A 15296-nucleotide genomic window follows, 5' to 3' on the forward strand; every position below is an offset into this window, starting at 1 on the left:
CGTTTGCGTGGTGAACGGAATTGTTTTGCAGTTGCCTCCCTTTTGCAGCGGCCTCCTTTCATTGTCAGTCATTTACTTGTCGCCGAATCGTTGTCAGGCGGGCGGATTAGAGTTGCGGTTAATGGCTTCGTGGTAAATGTCGATATCCGGAGCGCTTCGTTTGACGAGCATGTTGATGCGCGCCTGGATGTGCTGAGCGACGTCGTCAGGGACACGGTGGTACGTGACCGCGATGTGCGGTCGATCGGTCGGCCGCTCCGTCTTGGGCATCCATCCGGCTTCGTTGAGCAGGATGTCCACCGGCATTTCCAGTCCGTCGGCAATGGCCTTTAGTGAGCGTGGGCTCGGATGAGCAAAGCTGCCTTCCTCAAGACGTAGTATTGAGGAATACGCCAAGCCGGTGCGGCGAGCGAGGTCGCTGCGCGTCAGACCTAGGTCTTTGCGTCGTTTCTGAATAATCACGGCTATCCGTTTGGCTTCGTGGGTCCGCGATGCGGCCATGTATCAATTCTCCCGTTTATTTCACGAATTAATAATAACTCCTTTTGTGCGTATGCGCAAAAGTAATTGCTATTTCGGCAACCTCTGCCATCGGTCATTGCTTTTATGTTTTTTCGTCGAATATCCACACGCCGCCACCTTCTGCCGGAAAGGCCACGATGTCGTCCTGTGCCAGCAGTTGCTCGCCGATCGCCTCGTAGTCGATGTAGGCCAGGTGTTTGAGCTGGTCCGGGAAGGCGTCTTTCAGGACGTCATCCAGTCCGAGCGGTGCGAGCAGGTGGCGCACGTAGCCGTCGACACTTTCGTAGTGCCCCTGGTAGGCACGCTCGAAGCGGCTGAATTGGCTGGGGTCGTCTTCGTGGGCGCTGGCCCAGGCGGAGAACGCCGGGCCGTAGTCGATGATCCCTTGCGCGACCGCGCTCAGAAGTTCGATGGTATGTACACCTTCAAGCCCCAGGGGGCCGGTGGTCGGCCGGAAGCTGGCGTAGCCCTGGTAGTCCCAGATGTAGAGTCCTTCGCGGTCATAAACCTCCTGCTCACCGAACATGCTGTAGAGCTCGGCGTGGATGCTTCGGGGGTCTCGGGCCATATCTATCCACGCACCGTCGGTCAGTTCGGCCCGAAGCGGCAACCCTCTGGTGACGTAGATGCGCGGATACCGCGGCGGATCCTTCTCGTGGCCGATTTCGGCCTCACGGTAGGTTGGCTCGTCATCGGAGGGTTTACGGGCGGCCTCTGGTTGGAAGTTGCTGTGCGCGTGGCTGTTTGCGTGTCGCTCATTCATGATCACCTCCTTCCAGCTGCTCGATGGTTCCGGTCGGCAACTGGCGTTGCACGAGCCGCAGGGTCAGTGCTTCAACGGCACCTTGGAGATCGCTGGTGGTCAGCTCGTCGTAGGCGTCGATCAGCTCGACAAGCCGGGCGAATATATAGCCGGCCTTGGCTGCCAACTCGTGCAGTCCGTCTTCCTCGGCCACGTCGAACTCGTGTGTCCGCTGCACTTGCTGCAACGCAACGGCGGCCGCAGCGGCACGGGCATCCAGGCTGGGGTGCCGGGCGGCATCGTAGATCACCCGGAGCAATGTTTCGCCTACGTCCCACACGAGCTGCTCGCGGTCGTGGTTTTGTTCGGCAGGCAGCGTCGTCTCGCCTGAACTGTGTTGTGGATTCTGAACTTTCTCGCTCATGTTCTTCTCCTTTCGGTTATGTTTGAGTGTTGGCCGGTGGACAGCAGTGAGGTCTGTGCATTCCTCGATCTGCTGTCCGCCGGCCTCTTACACCGGGCGCTGAGCGTGGCTCAGCTGTCCGCCTGCTCGCCGTCGCCCTGCTGTGTTCCGCGACGGCTTCGCGGTCGCCGATTCCTCTGTGATGCAGCGTTATCCATGGTTTCCTCCGCCTCTGCCGCGCCGTCGGGCGCTGGGGCGTCCTCGACGTTGGCGGGCGGTGGCGGGCTGGCGGTGAACAGGTTGGCGATAGCCGTTTGCCTCGCGCGGGCCTCTTCTTCGATGGCGGCGCGCGCGGCGTCGGCTTTGGCCATCAGCTCGGGGTCGTTCTTCGCGGCTTCGATGTAGGCATCGACAGCGTTGAAGCATTCGGCCTTCAGGCTGGTGCCGCGGAGTTCGGCGATCCAGCTGAGCTGGGCGTGGCGGGCGGTGTCGATACGGATCGCAAGGGTGATTTCCTTGCTCGACGGTTCGGACATGGTCCTTCTCCTCGGTGCGAGCGGCCGGTAAGCACGTGGTGCGCTTACGAGTACGGCCGCAGGACACCGACGAGTCGGTACCTTGCTAAGCTCAGCCCGCTCGGGGGCCGGGACGGGCGCGTGGATGTTCGAGGGGTCCGCGTGCTCGTTTTCTGTCGGAGGGCACTGGATAGCCGGGAATCGTGATGTTCGAGTGGATTTCGTTGCCCCACGCGTCCCACCCCGGTTGCGCCCGGCGCGCGAACAGCTCCAAATAGGGTCCGCTACTGACTCTTTCGATGATGGCGTACTGCTCTTCGGGCTTGTGACTGTGGTCCTGCACCGGTGCCATGAACCACGTCGGTTGCGCCCGGAAGTTGACCTTGGCCTTCCCTCGTGTGCCAAACAGGACATGTTCGGTCATATGCCGCAGATAATTGCCGAGTTGCAGGCGCGGCTTGACCCAGGTCAGTGGGGAGCGATAGGTGAAGCCCCAGGCTTCCATGACGTCGTAGCCTGCCCGCCATGATCCATTGGTGACCCACAGCCACAGGTGCGCATCGTCTTCGGCCAGATCGACAACCGGCATGTTCTTGATCTGCTCGACGGTCATGAGCGGGTAGTGCTGGCTGGCGCCGCGTCCGCCTGCCTGGTCAATATTCCACGGTGGGTCGGCCATGATCGTGCGGTAGCGCTTCTGGGGCGGACTGTGATGGTGAATCAGGTTGTCTTCGTTCATATATCGACTCCTTTCTGCATAATGGGAATGAGTTGGTCGGGCGCGATGATGCGGAACAGATCAGCGGGAAGCCTGCGGTCCTTATCGATCGCCTCGCGGAGGGCGATGCGCCGGCGTTCGGCCTTGGCGTCGGTATCGGCGCTCATGCTCCAGACCACGAACGGAAACGCGCCGTCGCTGCGGTCCTGTTCGATGCCTTGCCGTCGGTAGGCGTCGTACTCATGGCACTTCTTGAGCAACGTCGGGATGCTCTCGGTGCCCATATCGATCTCGATAAAGGCCGCGTCGACGTACTCGCTGCCGGGCGGGGAGGCGGTTTCGGCGTAGAGGTCCGGCTTGAGGGTCAGTCGCGCGCCACCGACGCCCAGGTAGGTGCGCCAGGCGGCGGGCTCGATCGCGCACCGTACCAGCTCGATACGTTCCTCGCGGGCGGCCTCGACTAGGGCCACGTGGGCGGACGCGATACCGAGTTGGTGGTCGAGAAACCGTTCCGTTGGTTCACGGAACGGCCGCCGAGACTGCCGGGCCGTGGCTTGCCGCAGCAACCGATCGCCCACCTCGTCGACGTAGTGGACCGTGGCAGTGCTGCCCGCCTGATGTCCGCCGATGCGCTGTTTCAGGGCACCGAGGACGCGGTCTCGCCGTAGCCGGGCCAGCACCCGCTGGGCGGTTCGTAGCCCGGAATCTGGTGGCATGTCGCCGAAGTGCAGTGCGTGGATGTGAGAGACGGTCAGGTAGCGATGTTCGGCCACGGACCGCAGGATGGACCAGTCCCGGTGACTCAGCTGCTTGGCCACCTTGCCAAGGTCGCGGACGGGCCGTTTTCTGGCGGGTGTGGTGCCCGGTAGGGCACCATCATTCGGCTTCCGCAGGGACCGAACTGGCGGGGCCAGAGGGGGTTTTGTGGTGGAGGCGGGACGAATAGCGGGACGAATACCATCAACAGATGTAGTTTCTCCGTCGCTTCCGCTCCTGCCGCGTGATCGTTCCGTCGTCATGCTTGTCTCCTTCGCCGCCGAGGCGCACCATCTGCCTCGCCGTTCACCTGGTCGAGCAACTCGGCGAACCCGGCCTCGATCTCGTCCAGCGGCTGGCCGTAGCGCTCCCGGCTGACGCGCCGGATCTCGTTCGGGTCGCTAGTCTCCGGCGGCGGTGGCAGCGTGACGCCGGAAGCCCACGGCTGAACGGTGTTCTCTCTCATCAAATTCACGTAGACGTGATGCGCAGGCAGCGCGCCGAAGTCCTCGGGCGCGAGCACGGACTGTCCGGTGGCCATGTCCTTGGCGTCGCCGGCCTGGAGTTGGAAGGTGATGCGGCTCCGCGCGTTGTTACGAAAGGCGTCGAGCATCGCCGGTGGCAGCTGCTTTTGGTACTGGTGGGCCAGATGGAAGCCAGCGCGCAGGCTGCGGGCGGTGGCCAGCGCGTCACCGAGATCGGTTGGCAAGCGCAGGTAGTCCTGTACCTCGTCGATGTAGACCATGACCGGGGTGCGGGTGTCTTCGGAGGTCCCGGCCCGTTCCCGGATCGCCTGCCACAGTTCGGCCAGGATGATTGCGCCGAGCAGCTGCGCCGCCTCGGGTCCGATCACGCCCTTCTGAAGCGGCACCAGCAACACCTTGTTCTCGCGGAGCACTTGTCGGATGTTGAACTTCGGGCTGCGCTGCGCCAGAACGGCTCTCAGTTGTTTCGTTAGCAGTGGACGCAATTTGTTGGAGAGCGGCGCGATCTTCGTGTCCACCGCCTCCGGCGACATCGAATCGAACCACGCCCAGAACGGTCCGGCCGCAAACGGATCGTCCCGGATGACTCGCTGCGTCAGTGAACGCCGGAAGCCAGGATTGGTGAGTAGCAGCGGCAGCATGGTCAGGCTGGCGTCGTCGCGCTTGGCCAGCACCTCCAACGCATTTCGCAGAATGTCGGCCGACCGCGGCCCGAGATCGCCGTGGATGGCATGGATAGTCCCGAACAGCGAATCGGCGATGACTTCGGGTGTGCGGCCCTCGCTGTGCGCCAGGGGATTTATGCCGACCGGTGCTTCATCGAGCGCATCAAGGAGGACGATGTCCTGTTTCCGGTGTTCGGGAATGCGGGCCAGGATGTCAGACACCAGGTCCTTGGGCTCGATCACCACCACCGGTCGGCCAGCCTGCAGGTCCTGAACGATCAGGTTCAAGAGCAGCGTCGACTTGCCAGTGCCGTTGGGGCCGATCACCCAGGTGTGGCGCATGCTGTCGAGCACGTCGTAGCCGAGCGTGCCGGAGACACCGGGCGCGTTGGCCTCGGCGATCACGCGCTCACCAGTGAGGAGCGCCGGGGTGGGTCGCACCGGCTTCGGGTGCAGCGGCGGCTGCCCCGGGAAGCACTCGTCGCGGTCGCTGACCGGCCAGGCCAGCAGATGGCTCAGTTCCGGCACACTCAGCGGTTGAGAAGGTGCGAGCATCGACCACGTCGCCTTTGGATCGTTGATGTTCTTCGGCTTCTCGTCCGCCAGCTTGAAGTGCACCCCGGCCGTTTCCACTGTCCCGATGGCCGCGGCCAAGCCGAGCAGCAAGGATTTCCGTCGTTCCGCGGTGCCGGCCTCGACGCCGATCCGAATCACCGCCGCGAAGCCGTGCTGGCCGAGTTTGCGAATGAGAGCCTGGCGAGCGTTCGGTCGCCGGTCGGGAAGCAGCCCGCTCCAGACCTTGGAGGCTACGGACTGCTGACCGCCCTGCGCCGGTTCGACCGGCGGCAACATCGGCTGACGGCGGGGGCCGAGGACGACCTGAATGACCAGGCGCTCAGAGTCTTTCACCGCCGTCAGAGCCGAGAGGATGGAGCGGCTGGAGGCCACCCGGTCGACTGGCTCCAGGGGCCAGTCCGTCGCCGTCAGTTTCAGCCGGCGAGCCGTGACAATCCCCCCGCGCTCCTCCGCGTCGAACGGCGTCACCACCGACCCAGGCACCAGCTGCTCGACCGAACGCCGAACACCAGACGCATGCCGAAGTTGGCTGCCAACAAGGTATTTCACACCGTCGCTCGTTGAACGGGCTTCGAGGATCAGTTGCGGCGCGTGCTTCTGCGCGGCCCAATGGCGGAGTAGCGACGTGGCTGCTCCTTCACGGAAAGGGCTGGGCCAAAACAGGATCTGCCAGGCGAGCGAGTCTGCGGCCAGTTCTGATGCTGAGTCAATCGTCATGGCGATCCTCCTTTCGATTGCTGCGGGTCTTCTCCGAATCGGTATCGGCGTCAGCCTCGGCCAGCGCGATGGCGATGACGGCGCGGCTCAGTTTGTAGAGGTCAGGCGGGGTACGCTTCTCGCTACGCACGGTGATCTTGCGTTCGCCCCTCGTCGATGCCTTACGGCGCTTGGCTTCGCGGTCAGCGCGTCTCGGATTGGTTCTCCCTGTTTTTGACATAGGTGTCCTCCTCGCTGAATTACGTTGGTATTTCGGTGATTACGTGAATCGTCGATGCGACCAATTCTTTGCGTGTGCGCAAGAATTACAGTTGCCACTATGTTGTGCGCGTGCGCAAAAGGCAACGAGCGTTGCAAAAACAACTACGCCGACGCGAATATGCTTGCTAGAGGTCAGGATTGACGAGACTTCAAGCGATTTCGTTCACCACCCGGCACGCATTTTTCGCCAGATGATGATGCCGCCAACCACGAGCGCGATCAGGCCGATCACGCCGAGGATCACCGCCAGCGTCGGCCACATCGACTGAATCAGGCTCACCGCGAAGTAGATTGCGATCACCCCGAGCAGGATGGCGATGCACGCCCGCTTGAATGCCTCGGCCATGCCCTGGGGCGAATCGCCGCTCACCGTGGCCACCGCCGTACCCACTCGATCGCCTCGTTCGCGACCAGGCCCGCGAACGCCAGTGCCAGCAGGCTGCTCGTTGGTGCGAGATCTTCCCGTTCGCCGGCATAGCGCTCGATCTCGCCGGTGAGGCGCAAACTGCGCCTCACCACGAAATTGACCAGCTCACTGCAGGTTTCGAGATCATCACCACGGGGCACTTTGGGTTGCAGTTCATTCAGGACGACGCGGTGGTTCATCGGACGCTCCATCCTCACCACTCCCCGCCGAGGTCGTCGGTGTCGTCGTCCGCCTCGGTGGGCGTGATCGGCACCAGGGCTGTGCTCGTGGAGATTGTCCGGCGCGGATTGTCCCTCGCGGGCGTAGTGGCCTCGGCCACCAGTTCGTCCAGGCGGTCCATCAGCTCGATCAGAATGGACCGGTCGACGCCGACAGACGGCCGCAGCAGGTTGCCGTTCGGACTGCCACCCTGGTCGGAAAGCGTTGCCTCTGGCCCGCATCCCTGGTGGTACGACCGGGCCAGTAGCCGCACCTGATCCGCCCCCTTGAGCGGTGCGCCCATGCCAGTCAGCGTGGCCGCGAAGACACGCCCCGCCCTCAGCTTGAGCGGCGGCAACTGGGCCGCGAGGCCATCACACTGGCGACGCAGCGCCACCCGCTGCTGTTCGATCGGTGCCAGTGCAGCGGCCAAGTGGGTGACCTCATCGGTCTGGAGCGAGCCGTCGCGGAACTTCGTCGCGAACACCACCACGTTCACCACGATCACGATGAGCGCGAAAAACACGCCCAAGATGGCCGCGCCGGTGATGCCGCCGCCCGCCGCCACGCTGTCGCTGATGATCCGGTAGGCCATGACGATCCCGGCTCCGACAGCGAGCGTCGTCGCCAAGATGACGAACACCAGCGGCAGGAGGCGCGCCGGGCCCGCGGGCAAGGCGATGCCACCGCGAAAATTTCTGTAGCCCTTCAGGTCTCGGCCGAAGAACTTCAGCCCCACAGCCACGGCTGCCGTGCCCAAGCAGGCGAAGACGATCGCGGTGGCCAAGGGGATGATGCTGCCGCCCCAGGCCGCGCCGCTACCACTGGCGATGCCGGTCAGGTCGACGTTGAACACCTGCGCCAGGAAGTACAAGAACACCAGGCAGTCCGCCAAGGGCATCCAGGTCGCGAATCGGTGCAGCCACACCGGCACGCGCCGATGCTTCAGGCTGCCTCGGTCGCGTTCCTCGGTGATGGTCGCGCTGACGGTCTTCATGCGCTCACGCGCCTCGCGTGCCGGAATGACATCGCCGTTCATGCCGGTAACCGGCTGCTCGTCCAGCCGATCCAGTTCGCCGCGCACCGTGGCCATTTCGCCCTTGATGACAGCGGCCTGGTCCACCAGCTGGCCGAGCTGCTCGGCACCGCGCTCGCGAGCCTCCTCGGCCGCCAGCATGCCCTTGCTCATAACCAGGGCTTCCATCTGGCTGAAGGTGTCCGGATCGCGGGTGACGCCGATCCGCCGCTGTTCATCGACCAACGCCAGCACCTGCGGCAGCCACTCGCGCGGGATCGGCTTGCCGGTCGCCAGCGACAGGGCAATGTCGCGCCTGGGCACATCCGGTGGCGATGACGTCGGATGGGTGCCGGTCGTCGGCGGCCTGGTGATCGCGGCGGGCAGGGCCTCGTTGCGATCGACGTGCCCATTACTGGGCGCAGTGGGTTGGATGGTCATGGCGGGATCTCCAATCTGGTTGGGGGATAGGGATTCTGAGGAAGTAGAAGAGTGGCCGGGGATCACCGGCCGCCGCGGTGGAAGGTCAGCTCGACGCGCCGGTTCTGCTGGGCCCGCAGCTCGTCGAAGACGCCGCCGACGATGTCCGGCACCACCGGTTCGCTGGCCCCCTTGCCGGTGACGGTGCCGAGCTGCCGGGTCGGAAGGCCCAGCGCCACAAGCCGATCCGCCACCGCTCGGGCACGTTGGCCGGACAGGTCGCTGTCGTCCCGGCCGCTGCCGGTGTCCGCGATGAACCCGGTGATGTCAATGGACTGGACGTCGCACGAGGCGGCGGACGCAACGATCGGGCGGAGGGCATCGTCGGCATTCGCCGGCAGGACGGCGCTCTCCGGGGCGAAGTGCAGCATCGAATCGTTCAAGTTCGCCCAGACCGGGCAGCCACCTTCCGTGATGGCGTCCGGCACTGGCACCACCGGCACCGGCATGGTGGCCACCGGCGCTAGCGCGGACGGCGCGCCATGCGCGACAACGCAACTGGCCGCTCCGGCTCGCTGGCAGATCCCGGCCCACAGTTGTTCGACAACGGTACGGGCGAACGGCGGCAACCCCGGTTGCGATCCAGCGGCGATACCGAGGCCATGGAACGTCACGTGACGGCCCTGAAGGTTCGGGATACGGCCCTGCCGGCCAATGCTGTCGATGATGCTGTCCGGCTTAATGTTCCAGCCGATCACACGCAGATCGACTGGCGCGGCCGTGGTGATGCCCGAGGATATGACTGCGATGTCGCCGGGCAGCTGGCTGGCGCGGTCGAGCAGGTCCAGGAGATCGAGACCGGGCTGATCGGCACGGTTGTTGGCGAGCGTGTTCGCCAGCTCGTGCAAGGAGGCGGTGATTTGGCGATCGGCGTCGGCGGTGGCGTGCTGCACCTGTCCGTTCGGCCGCAGTGGCGTCAGGTCCTTCGTGGTGACGGTGCCGGTGGCCGAGGTCAGTACATGCACGGCGGCGTCGCCGGGGCGCTTGGACTGCTTGGCCATGGTGGTCAGCTTGGAGATGAGCGAATCCGGCAGGGCCGTACGCGGTTCGGCGCTGGTGGTCGTGACGACGATGGTGATGGCGGCGGGCGCCTTGTCCGTAGGGTGCGAGGTGCAACCGGTCATGCCGAGCAGCGTGGCCAGCGACAGAAGGATCGCGACGCCCGCGGCGAGGCCGGCGCGGACGCGACGACCGATTCGCCTGTCGGGGGTTACGGTGGGAGGGGCCATACGGGGACTCCTTATCTGGGAATTGGAAGGCTTGGCGAGGGATGAACTCGGATGGTGCGTAAGTGACCTGGTGCCGGATGGCCATCCGGCACCAAGCGCACACGCGCGTCACCTTGGCCAGCAGTCGATCGCCCAGACGGCGAGCAGCCGCAGGTAGCCGGTGCTCAGATCCCAGGCATGATCGGCACTTGCCGGAGCAGCGGCGTAGTGGGCGTTGGCGAAGATGGTGATCTCCGCGCGCAGCTCGCGGATGTTCCGGAAGACGAAGGCCGTGATCTCGTAGACGGTCTCGGCATCATCGCCCTCCGGGATGGCCAAGCCGCCGCCGGTGGGCTTGGTCGTGGCCAGCGCCGATGTGGCGATGGTGTCCTGCTGCGCGGCGTCGAAGTCTGGATCTACCTCAGCGGCTTCGCGTGGCCACTGCCGAATCCACTCCAGCAGACCGGTGTTCATCCAGCCGGTGAGTTCGCCGGCGTGTGCGGCCACCGTGGGGGCAGCGTCGACGTGGCCGCTCAGGAACCGGCGCAACTTGTTGTCGAAGACGGTCTGTTGCGCCAGCGCGAAGTTCGCGATAGCCGACGCCGCGGCGGGATCGTCGCCGGGCGGGACGAGCGGCTTCAAGTCGCCGGATAGGCCGATCTGGACGTAACCGGTTGGCATGCTTGACATGCGGGTGCTCCTTGAGAGTGGTGGCCGGATGGCCGGAATGGTGCAACGAGATGTTGCTGAGTGGGAGCTGCAGCGCTCCCGTTTGGACGAGGTCAAGATTTACCAACCGCAAACTTGCGTGCCAAGCGAGATCAAATTTGCGGGCTAATATCCGATATAGTTGCAGCTCAACGAGCTTTTATGCCCGTTATGGGCAACTCTGGCTGGAGCGCGCAAGTCGCCTGGCCGCTTTGAAATCGACTTTGCGGATCGATTCGCGGATACTTTGCGGGTGAATGATTCGATGGCGTCGGGGTGCTGGGCTCGCGCCGAAGCTGTGGGCGAAGTGATGTTCGAGCTATCTCTCCGCGGCAGTAAGCGCACCGGCCGCTCTGCGTGAGCCGGGATGTCGGACACGTCACCTACACTGGTCGTGTGGCCATATCGGTGGCATGCCGTACACTACTGGTGTACGGAACGACAGTGAAGGTGATACGGATTGGCGACCGAAGAGAACGGGTTCTTGGAGTACCTGCAGCTACAAGGCAGTGACAAGCTGGTCACCAAGTCCGAGCTGATCGCCGCGGTCCGCCAGTCCGGTCTTCGGTTGACCTCTCGCCAGCTGACCTTCTACGCCACGACCGCTGGGCTCGTACCCCATAGCGTGCGTGTCGGCTCCCGCGCGGGGGCGTACCCGGCAATCGTGGTCGACTTGATGAAGTGGATCTTGCGTGCTCGCAAGGTGGGCGTCTCGATTGAAGCTTTGAAAGAACTGCTCCCGCTTTGGAAGTACCTTATTCAGGCGCGATCGGCCGGAGTGGTGGACTTGAAAGAGCTGGAATACATTGCACGCCAGCACGTCGAATCGTCGGAGGGGGCAATCAACGTCCCGAGACTTGTCATCGACACACTCGGCCAACTGCCGGAGCGCGCCGTGGAGATCGTTGACAAGGACGGGCGGCGGCGGCGATCGATCGAACCCGAGACGACGGTCGGGTTTGCGATCGCTCGACGGCAGGCCGATGAGGAGGGCGGGGATGGCGACCCCAACTGGTTCGTTGTCACTCGCATTACGTTGGCGTTGCCGCCGAACTACTCGACTGATCCCACCACGGTCATCCTCGGCCTGAAGCCTAACGAGAAGCTTCCGCCTGATCCCGACGATCAGACGGTCGAAACCTCTGTTGCGGCGAAGCAGGAGGAGGTGAGCAATTGAGAAGCCACAGATACAAGTAGCGAGGCGGGCATTGGTAGTGCCCGCCTCGCCGTGAAGGCCGCTACGCAACCCTCGATACACCCCAAGCGTACGGCCTTCACTTCGCAGAGCAAATCGAAACGACGAAAGTAAAGGTCAGAAGATCAACATGGCTATTCGTATCACTGCCATCCATCTGGAGGGCGGCTACGGTCACGAGCATATTCAGCAGGTGCAGTGGACCAACCCCGCAACCAATGAGACTCGCAAAAGCTCTCGGGCCGAGATTGTTGCCTGGATCGAGAACGAGGACGGTAAGGCGTACGTCGAACAGCCGCCGGCTCCGCGGGCCTGGGTTCATGTGGTCACTCCGGGAGGCGGTCGCGCGAAGTACCTTCAGACCAAATCTGATGGTGTCTGGTCGAACAACCTGCTGTCGTTGCCGAGGTTCTAGGCAGCATAAGTAGCTCACACATGAACGGGCGCACCGGCTTCCGACCTAACGGTTCCCTTCGGTGCGCCCGTTCTGCGTGTGCTGCTCCTGCTCCAGAGGTCCTCACCGACTGTTCAGTTCGGAGCAAGGAGAAGCCCGCGCCCCGGTGTTCGGGGTGCGGGCATGCGGGGGCGCGCTAGTGGGTGCGGTGGATAGATCGGTTAGTTGAAGGGTAGGCCGCCCGTTGGGCCGCTCTTATCGATAAAGCCGCGGCGGACGGGTTGGTGGAAGCCGACCGTTGGCCAGCTGCCGTTTGCTCCGGCGACGAGCGCCAAGATTGGAGCCAGGTCGATGGGCGTTTCGCCCTTCGAGTGGGAGGGAGTCAGGACCTTCGAGGCCCGGCGAGGCCACCTCTGTATCTCCTTGAGGGTCTTGGGGTCGCGTTCGATGTAGTCCATCTTGGCCGGGTCCTTCCACAGCTCGTCGACAACGACGGCGAAGATGGTCGGCACCAGTTGTAAGAACTCATGCCAGACGTCCTCGGCGCGCGCCGGGTTCAGCCATGGATAGTGGACGCCTGAAAAGATCCGGCATCGTTCGTACCCAAGCCAGATGTCGAACCAGGTCCAGAGATCAGTCGGGAGGTCCTCGGGAGCATAGGCCTCTAGCAGGATCGGATCGTTCTGCATGCTCCGAAAGAAATCCTCACAGGCACACCTGATGTGTTCTGCGATCGGACCTACACCAGTCGCATCCTGGTTGTCGGCAGTCGGCCTATCGGGATCCCTTGGCGGTTCTGTGTCACCACTTTTTTGCGACATAAGAGAAATCCTCTCTCTCATGCGCGCCCAACGTTTGTAATAACACAATCGTTAGCGTAAGTAAATAGCTAGAGTTTTTGTACCTACGGGCGATTCCAGGTTCGAAGCGTTAGAATGAAACGCTTATCCGAGCGGCTTGCAGATGGGGGATGGATGACCGAATCGCACTCTCTTGGCGTGCCCGACCCCACCGTCACCATGAGGCAAGAGGCGGCCGAAGACCTGAAGAAGTGCTGGGTAAATGGAACCGGTGTCCTGGTCGGCAAGGATGGTCAACTGAACGAGCACTTGCTTGCTTCGTTGAGTGATCTTCAGGCACTGGTCGCCTACCTCCTTGCCGACCAGAACCTGGACCTCACGCAACCCGCGGTCTTGCATGCAGTATTACGCACGATTCATCCGTCAGATGCTGACATCACCGAAGAGTTGATGGGCGCTCCTCGTGAATATTTGGAATCGCGAGACGCGCGCACGCGGGTGGCTATGGCATGGGCAATCGGCGTTCTGATGCGAATAGACGGAAAGTATCCGCAGAACGCTGGCGGCACTCGTAGAGATACGCCTGGCAGCGGGCGACGGAGATATATCGACGCCGCAATCGGCATAAACCCTTTCCAGCTGAACGACCCCAAAAATGAGAGCGATAAGCGCAGCAAGAGCCTCGACGTGTTTCGTGAGGCGTATATCGACCACCTCGTCGAACAACTCACCACCCCGGAAACTCGGGATCGAGTTGTCCGTACTGCGCGGGCGAAAATGCAGGAGTCGGCTGTCCGGGAGCCCACCGCCGATGCTCCGGTCACCCGTCTCCGGCCAGCGACCCCCACCTCCCAAGTGGATGGTTCAGCCGAGGCCGACACGCATGCTTCGGCCCGCGATACAGAAGCGGAAGAAGGCGGGGCAACAAACAAAGCAGGCGCAGAGACCGGGTGGACACGGTATTGGAAGCACCTTGCCGCCTTTGGCGCTGTCATAGCGCTCGTAATCGGCGGAACGATCATCTTCGTCCACCGCGGCTCGGGCAGCGCTCGCCCGAGTGTGGTCGCCGGAGCAACGACCGTGGCGCCGAGTTCGACCGACCAGGCAGCGCCAGGCATCCCGCTCTCCCCGGACCACGTGTGTGAGAACTCGCCTCCGGCGACTGCGGTGGGGCAGGTCAAGGTCGAGATCTGCGTCGAGTACTGGTGCACCGGCGATTTCCACGCCGCGAATGGCGTCGACACGATTCCCGGCCGGGGCCAGATCAAGTTGCGTCCCTTGCTGTTCAATAAATCGCCCTTTGCGGTCGATATTTCGATCTCGCCGAACGCAGCAATCCGTCTACTGGTGGTCACCCCGAAAGATCCGAGCGTCTGGTGGCAGCCTCCGCCAGTCACCTCCCAGGCCGGCGACCGTCCGGTGCCGATCAAATGGAACGGCCAGGATACGTGGGCCGTCCCGCCCAACGCCCCTCATGACGCCGTCCGCATCGACCTGCCCGGCAACATGTACACGTATGACGGGTTCGCCACGTTCTGGGACTTCACCATGCTCGCTCCCGGTGAAACAGCGTTCAAACCGCTGCGCTTCGACGATCAGCACCACGCCATCCAGGAGGGCGATCTGGTATTCAACGTGCCCCTCGACGACCAAAGGGCCAGCACGGCACGGGCGCTGGTGCTCGTCGACCGCAACGACCCCACGAAGATCCTGGCCTCCAGCGACACGACCACCTGGCCGAGGCCGTCGGATCTCAACTCGTTCTGAAACTGTCGTCCGCAGGTGCGATTACGGGTTCAGTCCGCGGAAGCGTACATCGAAGACTACTTCATGAATGGTGGTCCGAGGACGGCGCCTGTATGACACCAGCGTTAAGACATAAGCTAGTCTTTTGCCGTGGCGCCGAATTTCCCGGTCGCTCTAAGATTACTATTTACTTTTTAGAGCAAAAATGTTATAAATAGACGTGGGGGTCATCTCAGGTAGGGAGTCGAATGCATCACGAACGTGGTGCCTCGACTCCTTGCCTGAGATCTCTGGCGCGACCGAAGAGCGCGCTCGCCTATCGAAAGATATGGCGTTCCAATGAGTGACGGCAAGGAGATTGGATGTTTTTGAAAAATGCATCTTCCAGTTATCTGCGCCGGTCCTGCTTGGATTCGCGCATTGGCCTTTATCATGTACGGACCTAGTTCGCTAGTGCCCGCGAGAAAGTTGGCAGCAAATGTCGCTTGTCGGCAGTACAGCTCGCCCGCCGAGGTAGGGATGTCATCCGGGTATGTCGGATCGGTATGGCTCTGCGGGCCGAATCATATTGAGGAGTTTACCGCCGCTGTTGGCCGGCCTGGCGCTGCGCTTCAAGCGACTTACCTGGTTGTACGTGTACGCGACTGGCCGAAAGTCCGTCGTCAGAGCAGATCCGTGTTTGGGTGGTCTCAGTAACGTATTTCGAATATCATTCGATACACGCGCTAGAAGGCTTCCCACGACTACCCCGAGAGATTTCCGGCA

At 62.9% G+C, this 15296-nt stretch carries 17 protein-coding genes; 3 read left to right on the top strand and 14 right to left on the bottom strand.

Going from position 1 to position 15296, the window contains the following annotated elements; all coding sequences use genetic code 11:
• Positions 1-93: 93 nt before the first annotated feature.
• The 13 genes from A5789_RS35845 to A5789_RS22130 form a co-directional block, all read right to left on the bottom strand.
• Positions 94-501: a helix-turn-helix domain-containing protein gene (locus tag A5789_RS35845; RefSeq protein WP_082856988.1), complete on the bottom strand. Its 408-nt coding sequence runs from the start codon at positions 499-501 to the stop codon at positions 94-96.
• Between the two features lie 103 nt (positions 502-604).
• Complete coding sequence (locus A5789_RS22080; RefSeq protein WP_063013779.1) at positions 605-1285, bottom strand: antirestriction protein ArdA; 681 nt, start codon at positions 1283-1285, stop codon at positions 605-607.
• Positions 1278-1688 (bottom strand): hypothetical protein, encoded by a 411-nt coding sequence (locus A5789_RS22085; RefSeq protein ID WP_063013777.1) that lies wholly within the window; start codon positions 1686-1688, stop codon positions 1278-1280. Before A5789_RS22085 ends, A5789_RS22080 begins: the two co-directional genes overlap by 8 nt.
• A 110-nt stretch (positions 1689-1798) precedes the next feature.
• Positions 1799-2203 (bottom strand): hypothetical protein, encoded by a 405-nt coding sequence (locus A5789_RS22090; RefSeq protein WP_063013775.1) that lies wholly within the window; start codon positions 2201-2203, stop codon positions 1799-1801.
• A gap of 91 nt (positions 2204-2294) precedes the next feature.
• On the bottom strand, positions 2295-2921 hold the full coding sequence (locus A5789_RS22095; protein ID WP_063013773.1) for an MT-A70 family methyltransferase: 627 nt from the start codon (positions 2919-2921) through the stop codon (positions 2295-2297).
• Entirely contained in the window at positions 2918-3919 is a 1002-nt protein-coding gene (locus tag A5789_RS22100; RefSeq protein ID WP_082856987.1) for a replication-relaxation family protein, read from the bottom strand. The genes A5789_RS22095 and A5789_RS22100 overlap by 4 nt, the downstream gene beginning before the upstream one ends.
• Positions 3916-6099, bottom strand: coding sequence for a type IV secretory system conjugative DNA transfer family protein (locus tag A5789_RS22105; protein WP_063013771.1), 2184 nt, complete (start codon positions 6097-6099; stop codon positions 3916-3918). The genes A5789_RS22100 and A5789_RS22105 overlap by 4 nt, the downstream gene beginning before the upstream one ends.
• Positions 6089-6319 carry a hypothetical protein gene (locus A5789_RS36780; protein ID WP_155525634.1) on the bottom strand — a complete coding sequence of 77 codons (231 nt, stop codon included), beginning with the start codon at positions 6317-6319 and terminating at the stop codon, positions 6089-6091. The genes A5789_RS22105 and A5789_RS36780 overlap by 11 nt, the downstream gene beginning before the upstream one ends.
• A gap of 204 nt (positions 6320-6523) precedes the next feature.
• Positions 6524-6730: a hypothetical protein gene (locus A5789_RS22110; RefSeq protein ID WP_227462793.1), complete on the bottom strand. Its 207-nt coding sequence runs from the start codon at positions 6728-6730 to the stop codon at positions 6524-6526.
• The gene (locus A5789_RS22115; protein WP_155525633.1) at positions 6727-6966 is read right to left on the bottom strand and encodes a hypothetical protein; all 240 of its coding nucleotides are present in this window, start codon (positions 6964-6966) and stop codon (positions 6727-6729) included. The genes A5789_RS22110 and A5789_RS22115 overlap by 4 nt, the downstream gene beginning before the upstream one ends.
• A gap of 14 nt (positions 6967-6980) precedes the next feature.
• Entirely contained in the window at positions 6981-8441 is a 1461-nt protein-coding gene (locus A5789_RS22120) for a hypothetical protein (RefSeq protein ID WP_063013767.1), read from the bottom strand.
• A 62-nt stretch (positions 8442-8503) separates the two neighbouring features.
• Complete coding sequence (locus A5789_RS22125; protein WP_063013765.1) at positions 8504-9709, bottom strand: OmpA family protein; 1206 nt, start codon at positions 9707-9709, stop codon at positions 8504-8506.
• Positions 9710-9817: 108 nt separating this feature from the next.
• Positions 9818-10378 (bottom strand): hypothetical protein, encoded by a 561-nt coding sequence (locus A5789_RS22130; protein ID WP_155525632.1) that lies wholly within the window; start codon positions 10376-10378, stop codon positions 9818-9820.
• 478 nt (positions 10379-10856) lie between these two features.
• On the opposite strand from A5789_RS22130, the gene A5789_RS22135 reads away from it, so the two are divergent.
• The gene (locus A5789_RS22135; protein ID WP_063013761.1) at positions 10857-11573 is read left to right on the top strand and encodes a hypothetical protein; all 717 of its coding nucleotides are present in this window, start codon (positions 10857-10859) and stop codon (positions 11571-11573) included.
• Between the two features lie 148 nt (positions 11574-11721).
• Positions 11722-12006 carry a DUF3892 domain-containing protein gene (locus tag A5789_RS22140; RefSeq protein WP_063013759.1) on the top strand — a complete coding sequence of 95 codons (285 nt, stop codon included), beginning with the start codon at positions 11722-11724 and terminating at the stop codon, positions 12004-12006.
• Positions 12007-12206: 200 nt separating this feature from the next.
• Here the strand turns inward: A5789_RS22140 and A5789_RS22145 are convergent, their stop codons facing one another.
• Entirely contained in the window at positions 12207-12674 is a 468-nt protein-coding gene (locus tag A5789_RS22145; protein WP_063013757.1) for a hypothetical protein, read from the bottom strand.
• Between the two features lie 285 nt (positions 12675-12959).
• On the opposite strand from A5789_RS22145, the gene A5789_RS36785 reads away from it, so the two are divergent.
• On the top strand, positions 12960-14552 hold the full coding sequence (locus tag A5789_RS36785; protein ID WP_155525631.1) for a hypothetical protein: 1593 nt from the start codon (positions 12960-12962) through the stop codon (positions 14550-14552).
• Positions 14553-15296 lie beyond the last annotated feature (744 nt).

It is taken from the genome of Nocardia sp. 852002-51101_SCH5132738, from assembly GCF_001665695.1.
Lineage (GTDB): Bacteria > Actinomycetota > Actinomycetes > Mycobacteriales > Mycobacteriaceae > Nocardia > Nocardia nova.

What these genes read in the sequence shown, in the direction of transcription:
- A5789_RS35845 (WP_082856988.1), bottom strand. Translation starts at nt 501, where the DNA reads ATGGCCGCATCGCGGACCCACGAAGCCAAACGGATAGCCGTGATTATT.
- A5789_RS22080 (WP_063013779.1), bottom strand. Translation starts at nt 1,285, where the DNA reads ATGAATGAGCGACACGCAAACAGCCACGCGCACAGCAACTTCCAACCA.
- A5789_RS22085 (WP_063013777.1), bottom strand. Translation starts at nt 1,688, where the DNA reads ATGAGCGAGAAAGTTCAGAATCCACAACACAGTTCAGGCGAGACGACG.
- A5789_RS22090 (WP_063013775.1), bottom strand. Translation starts at nt 2,203, where the DNA reads ATGTCCGAACCGTCGAGCAAGGAAATCACCCTTGCGATCCGTATCGAC.
- A5789_RS22095 (WP_063013773.1), bottom strand. Translation starts at nt 2,921, where the DNA reads ATGAACGAAGACAACCTGATTCACCATCACAGTCCGCCCCAGAAGCGC.
- A5789_RS22100 (WP_082856987.1), bottom strand. Translation starts at nt 3,919, where the DNA reads ATGACGACGGAACGATCACGCGGCAGGAGCGGAAGCGACGGAGAAACT.
- A5789_RS22105 (WP_063013771.1), bottom strand. Translation starts at nt 6,099, where the DNA reads ATGACGATTGACTCAGCATCAGAACTGGCCGCAGACTCGCTCGCCTGG.
- A5789_RS36780 (WP_155525634.1), bottom strand. Translation starts at nt 6,319, where the DNA reads ATGTCAAAAACAGGGAGAACCAATCCGAGACGCGCTGACCGCGAAGCC.
- A5789_RS22115 (WP_155525633.1), bottom strand. Translation starts at nt 6,966, where the DNA reads ATGAACCACCGCGTCGTCCTGAATGAACTGCAACCCAAAGTGCCCCGT.
- A5789_RS22120 (WP_063013767.1), bottom strand. Translation starts at nt 8,441, where the DNA reads ATGACCATCCAACCCACTGCGCCCAGTAATGGGCACGTCGATCGCAAC.
- A5789_RS22125 (WP_063013765.1), bottom strand. Translation starts at nt 9,709, where the DNA reads ATGGCCCCTCCCACCGTAACCCCCGACAGGCGAATCGGTCGTCGCGTC.
- A5789_RS22130 (WP_155525632.1), bottom strand. Translation starts at nt 10,378, where the DNA reads ATGTCAAGCATGCCAACCGGTTACGTCCAGATCGGCCTATCCGGCGAC.
- A5789_RS22140 (WP_063013759.1), top strand. Translation starts at nt 11,722, where the DNA reads ATGGCTATTCGTATCACTGCCATCCATCTGGAGGGCGGCTACGGTCAC.
- A5789_RS22145 (WP_063013757.1), bottom strand. Translation starts at nt 12,674, where the DNA reads ATGCAGAACGATCCGATCCTGCTAGAGGCCTATGCTCCCGAGGACCTC.
- A5789_RS36785 (WP_155525631.1), top strand. Translation starts at nt 12,960, where the DNA reads ATGACCGAATCGCACTCTCTTGGCGTGCCCGACCCCACCGTCACCATG.